General features: G+C 37.2%; 5 protein-coding genes. 4 read left to right on the top strand and 1 reads right to left on the bottom strand.

The genetic code is table 11. The features are described 5' to 3' along the window. The first annotated feature begins 85 nt into the window (after positions 1–85). Complete coding sequence (locus tag ACOVQ4_RS23050) at positions 86–1138, top strand: aminopeptidase (RefSeq protein WP_421822935.1); 1053 nt, start codon at positions 86–88, stop codon at positions 1136–1138. A 160-nt stretch (positions 1139–1298) separates the two neighbouring features. Next, the gene (locus ACOVQ4_RS23045) at positions 1299–2102 is read left to right on the top strand and encodes a DUF3108 domain-containing protein (protein ID WP_421822934.1); all 804 of its coding nucleotides are present in this window, start codon (positions 1299–1301) and stop codon (positions 2100–2102) included. A gap of 179 nt (positions 2103–2281) precedes the next feature. Here the strand turns inward: ACOVQ4_RS23045 and ACOVQ4_RS23040 are convergent, their stop codons facing one another. Beyond that, a complete protein-coding gene (locus ACOVQ4_RS23040; protein ID WP_421822933.1) occupies positions 2282–3586 on the bottom strand; it encodes a cryptochrome/photolyase family protein in 1305 nt (434 codons plus the stop codon). Between the two features lie 1043 nt (positions 3587–4629). On the opposite strand from ACOVQ4_RS23040, the gene queA reads away from it, so the two are divergent. After that, positions 4630–5682 carry a tRNA preQ1(34) S-adenosylmethionine ribosyltransferase-isomerase QueA gene (gene queA / locus ACOVQ4_RS23035; RefSeq protein ID WP_421822932.1) on the top strand — a complete coding sequence of 351 codons (1053 nt, stop codon included), beginning with the start codon at positions 4630–4632 and terminating at the stop codon, positions 5680–5682. 101 nt (positions 5683–5783) lie between these two features. Beyond that, positions 5784–6458, top strand: coding sequence for a 2-C-methyl-D-erythritol 4-phosphate cytidylyltransferase (locus tag ACOVQ4_RS23030; protein ID WP_421822931.1), 675 nt, complete (start codon positions 5784–5786; stop codon positions 6456–6458). Positions 6459–6493: the final 35 nt, after the last annotated feature.

Genomic DNA, 6493 nt, shown 5'->3' with positions numbered 1-6493 from the left:
GCTAAGATTTATTAGCTTGATTTTATAAAACCCTAGCACAAATGCCTTATGTCTTCGTAACTTTAAATTCTTATTTGAAGTAACCATGTCAAAAATAATCAATAAAAAAAGATACTGGCTTTTAGGCATATTCTGCTTGTTTATGAGCATTGCTCTGTGGCAATGGAACTGGACAGTCTACTTATATACTCAAGCAAAAGGTGGTCTGAACGTGGCTTTTAATACTCGCCCTCTATCCGAAGTCTTACACGACCCTCAGGTTCCCGACTCCCTCAAGGCAAGAATTCGCCTAATTGGCGAAATCAAACGTTATGCTATCGACTCGCTTGGGCTTAAAGATAACCCCGACGTGTATCAAACACTATTCGACCAGCAGGGCAAACCACTCGTATATCTGGTCACAGCAGCCGAACCTTATAAAATGGAAGCTGTAGAATTTCATTTCCCAATTATTGGTAATTTTGCCTATAAAGGTTTTTTTGATTCGACGATGGCTGTTCAAGAACTAAATCACTGGAAACAAAAAGGTTATGATACCGATTTGGGGCAAGGCATTGCCTACTCGACCTTGGGATGGCTCCCCGAACCTATCTTATCGAGTATGTTGTTTTATTCTGAAGGCAAACTCGCAAGCCTTATTATTCATGAAATGACTCATGGAACTATTTTTGTCAAAAATGAACATGAAACTAGCGAAAACCTAGCCAATTTTATTGGAGAATATGGTGCTAAAAGATACCTAAAAGCTAAATACGGCATCGAGTCTGAGGAATATCAAAAATTTGGTCGTGGGAAAGAGTGGCGCAAAGTTTTAATGACTCACCTCAACCAATCAACCCTCACGCTAGATAGTTTATACAAAACATTCAAACCAGAATATACCAAAACATACAAGGATTCTTTAAAATATACGTTTATCAGAAAAATAGTAGCAAAAGAAGATAGTCTGTATGCACAACTCTCGCATAAACCACTGCTTTCCAATAAGTTGAAAAATGAAGAATTGCCTAATAACGCATATTTTGTGAGTTTCAAAACCTATCACTCAAAGCAAAATGAGTTTGAGCAGATTTTTGAAAAACAATTTAAAGGTGACTTTCGTAGGTTTTTGGAGTACTTAGAAAAAAGATTTAAGTAGTCAGTTATCAGGCAAATAGTTTTTATACTGTTTTTTAAAAAGTAAAGATATTTTTTGCTGAAAGCCAATAGTCGAAAGCAGAATAGTTTAAATGAATACTGACCACATAATTATTTAATAAGCTAAAATTATTTGGCTACCAACAACCTCCCAAAATAACATGAAAAGAATTCTTATCGGCGGAACAATCTTGCTATCCCTAACAGCCTTTAGCTTTTTTCAGGAAAACAACAAAATCGTTGATTCCACAAGCTTGGTTAAGGGCGAACATATCGAATATAGAGTACATTATGGCTTTGTAAATGCCGCTGAAGCTGTGGTAGATGTGGACGACAAGTTTCAAATGGCAAATGGCAGACCTTGTTACAAAGTAGTAGTAAACGGCCGTACCACGGGTGTAACAGACTGGGTAACAAGAGTTCGTGACACATGGGCCTCGCATATCGACAGTGAAAAAATTATGCCTCATCAGTTTTATATGAAAAAACAAGAAGGCAGTTATAAAGCCGAAGAAAAAGTGATTTTTGACCATCAACAAAATGTGGCCAAAACTTTTGAGCTAATCGATGATAAAGAAAAGAAATCCTTGAGTATTCCAGATGGCATACAAGATGTAGTGAGTAGTTATTATTATGTTCGGGCTATGGATTTTAATAAAACGAAACCCGGAGAAAGCTACCCACTTTCTTTTTTCTTTGATAATAAAATCTATAACATGAGATTAAAATTTAAAGGAAAAGAAACCATTAAAACTAAATTTGGCAAAATTGAAACCTACAAAATCATTCCGATGCTTCCTAAGAACAATTTTTTTGTAGACGAAGAATCTGTTGTTATTTGGGTTTCGAATGACGCCAACAAAATTCCGATTCGTGTAGAGATTGGATTAAAAATTGGAGCTTTGGCGCTCGACCTTCGCAGCTATAGTGGTCTGAAGCAAGATTTAAAGTTTGCCAACAATTAACGGCAAACCGTCATAAAACAAAGAAGGTGAGAGCAACAGCCTCTCACCTTTCTCGAAATCTACACAACATTATATAATCTTGAACACCATAAAAAATATGGTTACCTTTTCAATACACCTAATCTTCTGACATAAACATGCACAGAAAGTCACTGATTCGTAACATTTTTCTCAAAAAATTACTTTTTCAAGGCTTTTTGATAAACCTCCAAAACTCTTTTTCGAGCCATTTCATGATTTACAATCGGCTGCGTATAGGATAAAGAATTTAATTCTGGTACCCACCTTTTGGTGTATTCTAATTGCTTATCAAATTTTTGCGTTTGAAGAGTCGGATTAAATACTCTAAAATACGGTGCTGCATCGCAACCGCTCCCCGAAGCCCACTGCCAACCACCATTGTTGGCCGCAAAATCAAAGTCTAGTAGTTTTTTTGCAAAATAGGCCTCGCCCCAGCGCCAGTCTATCAGCAAATGTTTTGTCAAAAAACTTGCCACAATCATTCGTACTCGGTTGTGCATAAAGCCTGTTGCATTCAACTCTCGCATTCCTGCATCAACAATAGGATAGCCCGTTTGCCCCTTACACCAAGCCTCATACTCTTGCAGGTTATTACGCCATTCGATTTGGTCATATTCACGACGAAACGATGCGCCTTCTCCGATATGTGGGAAATGATATGCAATATTAAAATAAAAATCGCGCCAAATTAACTCATTGAGCCAAGTTTCTGATAAATTTTGTGCTTTTTGTACTAATTCTCGGATACTTACAGTCCCAAACCGCAAATGAACGGACAATCTTGAAGTTCCCAATATAGCAGGAAAATCTCGCTTTTCAGCATAATTTTTGATAAGAAGGTCTTTTACTTCCCTGACAGGAAAACCCATCCCAACAGCTGAAAACCCCATCGATTCTAGACTTGGGGGACTAGGCAAATTTATTTTTACAAAATTGGAAAAATATTTTTCTGTAGGGTAAGATTTTACATAAAAATCGTTGAGGGTTTCTTTCCACTTACGACTGTAAGGTGTAAAGACCGTGTAAGGTGTTTTGCTCCCCGACAATATTTCATTTTTCTCAAAAATCACATGATCCTTGAAGGTATGGAACTCCACTCCTTCGGATTGGAGATATTCATGTACCATGTTATCGCGCTCGATGGCATATTTTTCAAAATCATGATTAGTATAAACAGCACCGATATCATAAGTCGATAGTAATTCAGGAAATACCGTTTCGGGCGTGCCATACTTTACCAGCAAACTACTCCCCAAAGCTCTAAGCTGCAAATCCAAATCGGTGATTGTCTGATGAATAAATTCCACTCTACGATCCCTTTTGTCGTCGAGTTTATCTAATATATTTCTATCAAAAATAAAGATAGGAAGCACATTCGAGTTGTTGCGTAATGCCTTGTACAAGCCAGCATTATCGTGTAGGCGAAGGTCGCGTCTAAACCAAAAAAGGGTATATTTTGACATAGTAAAATTTGATTATCTCAAATAAACATACCATTTGCTAAAATTGTTTGAAGATTCATCTAGCAAAAATTGGTGAATAGCTCAAAAAAAATGTAATTTTCTTAAGATTTAAGTACTCGGCGTTAGGCTATAAGCTGTAGGCATTAGCAAAAGGTTTTTATAATTTCATGAAAACCTTTATTCTCCTTTAGCTGAGGGCTTAATGGCTTAGGCTTTCCAAATGAGTTTTCGGCAAAAACTTATCTCTCGTTACTAAAGAAGAATTTAACCCTCAATGCCTTGTGCCTGTTGCCTAAAACACATAACTTAAATCTAATTTTGCCCATTTACTTAATTTAAAAACCTTTTGACAATGAAACAAAGCCTTACTCACCCCCCACCTCAGTTTAGCACCTGTTAACTCCTTATAAATAAGCGCATTAAAGATAAGATACTTTTGAATTTTAGGTTTATGGGGTACTTAGGCATTGTGGATAAGAGATTTCTCCTCACGAGACCATAGAAGAACTTTTTTGTACAATCGGAGGTAAAAAGTAGGCCAAAAATGTGGGACGATAGCTGTTAGATTTTTGAAGTTTAATGGATTTTTTTTTCTCATATTTTATAAAAAACCGAGTAATCTCCCCAAAATTTCCGAAGTAGAAGATTTTCAAAACCTTTGATATAAGGCTGATTTAGGGGAATAAATTATCATCAAAAAAGACCTTATTTTAGTATAGTATCGTCCAATAATCTTATAAAAAGAATATTTTATTTTTTTTGACCCACATTTTCGTAAGGAGGGTATCATCTACCTTCACAGCGTTTAAATGGCATTTGTTGTACTTTTTGGAGTAAATAAGGTGGTGTAACTTTTCAAAAAAATGCATTAATATGACAGAAGTTACCCGATTACCAAATAAAATGTATTGACAAGCCCTATACTAAAATTGTATATTTGCAAGAATCGCTTTCAAATAGACGCCATCTTCTCTTTTGGTGTAATATCTGAAATAGAATTTAATTGTCTATTTGACAGAACATAAACAGCAATAAATAGCATAATGAAACTTTCAGAATTTAGATTTGACCTACCACAAAGCTTGATAGCACTTTATCCATCCGAAAACCGTGGAGAATCACGCTTAATGGTTGTAAATCGTAAGACAAAACAAATTGAACACAAGATGTTTTCCGACATCATCAATTACTTTGAAGATGGTGATGTAATGGTAACTAACAATACAAAAGTATTTCCTGCACGCTTGTTTGGTCAAAAAGAAAAAACAGGTGCAAAAATTGAAGTTTTCTTGCTTCGTGAATTAAACCGTGAGCACCGTTTGTGGGATGTGTTGGTAGATCCAGCACGTAAAATCCGTGTGGGCAACAAATTGTATTTTGGCGATAGCGACTTGGTTGCAGAGGTAATCGACAACACCACCTCGCGTGGTCGTACAATTCGCTTCTTGTATGATGGCGACCATGATGCTTTAATGAAAGCAATTCATGAATTAGGCGAAACTCCACTTCCAGATGAAATTCGTTTTAAGCGCAAAGTTGAAGCTAGCGATGAAGACCGTTATCAAACTATTTATGCTGAACACGTAGGAGCCGTGGCTGCCCCAACGGCAGGTTTGCACTTCAACAAAATCATCATGAAGCGTATGGAATTGAAAGGCGTTACTTTCACTCCACTAACGCTACACGTAGGCTTAGGAACTTTCCGTCAGGTAGATGTTGAAGACCTTACCAAACACAAAACTGACTCTGAAAACTTCTTGATTCCCGAAAACACTTGTAACCTTGTGAATGAAGGCATTGATTCGAATAGACGTATTTGCGCCATTGGTACAACGGTATTGAAAGCGCTAGAATCGTCGGTTTCGGCAGATGGTCACTTAAAGCCTATTGAAGGTTGGACAGATAAGTTTATCTTCCCTCCTTACGATTTCCGCATTCCTAATGCTCTTTTGACAAACTTCCACCTGCCTGAGTCTATCCTAATCATGATGACCAGTGCTTTTGGAGGATACGAACTTATTAAAGAAGCATACGAGATTGCAATTAAAGAAAAATACAAATTCTTTAGTTATGGAGATGCCATGTTGATTATTTAAGCTCTGGCATTCTGTAATCATGAATTAGCAATACTTTGAGAAGTCGTAAGAGTTTGTTTTAATACAAATTTCTTACGACTTCTTGTTTATTTATCAACATTATGTCACCAAACAAATACGCCATTATTGTTGCAGGTGGAAGTGGTAGTCGCATGCAAAGCCAACTTCCCAAACAATTCATCGAACTAGAGGGTTTACCAATACTCTTCCATACCCTTTTACGCTTCAAACAAGCAGACCCAAGTATTCAATTGATTTTGGTATTACCAAAAGCACATCAAGCATACTGGCAATCTCTTTGCCAAAAACATGAAGCTGTAGCACAGCAAGTTTCTCATTGGTTGGTGGATGGTGGTCATACTCGTTTTCAGTCGTCTCAAAATGGTCTTGCTCGCATTGAAGGCGATGGATTGGTCAGCATTCATGACGGCGTACGTCCATTTGTAGAGGCAACCGTTATTCAAAACAGTTACCAAACAGCAAAGGAATTGGGCAGTGCGGTAGCAAGCGTTCCTTCCAAAGATTCGGTAAGAGTCAACGGAGTCGCGGTTGACCGTGCAACAGTACGTTTGATTCAGACACCACAGACATTTCAAGTAAGTATTCTGAAAAAAGCTTTTGAAACAGAAGAATTAAGCACCTTCACCGACGACGCTAGCGTAGTAGAAGCAGCAGGCTTTCCGATTCATTTGATTGATGGTTCTTATGAAAACATCAAAATTACGACACCAGAGGATTTGTTGTTTGCAAAAATGCTTTTAGGCAATAGGCAATAGGCAATAGGCAATAGGCAATAGGCAATAGGCAATAG

It is taken from the genome of Flectobacillus sp. (assembly GCF_049240685.1).
In the GTDB taxonomy this organism is placed as follows: Bacteria; Bacteroidota; Bacteroidia; order Cytophagales; family Spirosomataceae; genus Flectobacillus.
Note: the sequence above shows the minus strand (reverse complement) of the source record. Positions and strands in the feature narration are given on the sequence as shown.

What these genes read in the sequence shown, in the direction of transcription:
- ACOVQ4_RS23040 (WP_421822933.1), bottom strand. Translation starts at nt 3,586, where the DNA reads ATGTCAAAATATACCCTTTTTTGGTTTAGACGCGACCTTCGCCTACAC.
- ACOVQ4_RS23030 (WP_421822931.1), top strand. Translation starts at nt 5,784, where the DNA reads ATGTCACCAAACAAATACGCCATTATTGTTGCAGGTGGAAGTGGTAGT.
- ACOVQ4_RS23045 (WP_421822934.1), top strand. Translation starts at nt 1,299, where the DNA reads ATGAAAAGAATTCTTATCGGCGGAACAATCTTGCTATCCCTAACAGCC.
- queA (WP_421822932.1), top strand. Translation starts at nt 4,630, where the DNA reads ATGAAACTTTCAGAATTTAGATTTGACCTACCACAAAGCTTGATAGCA.
- ACOVQ4_RS23050 (WP_421822935.1), top strand. Translation starts at nt 86, where the DNA reads ATGTCAAAAATAATCAATAAAAAAAGATACTGGCTTTTAGGCATATTC.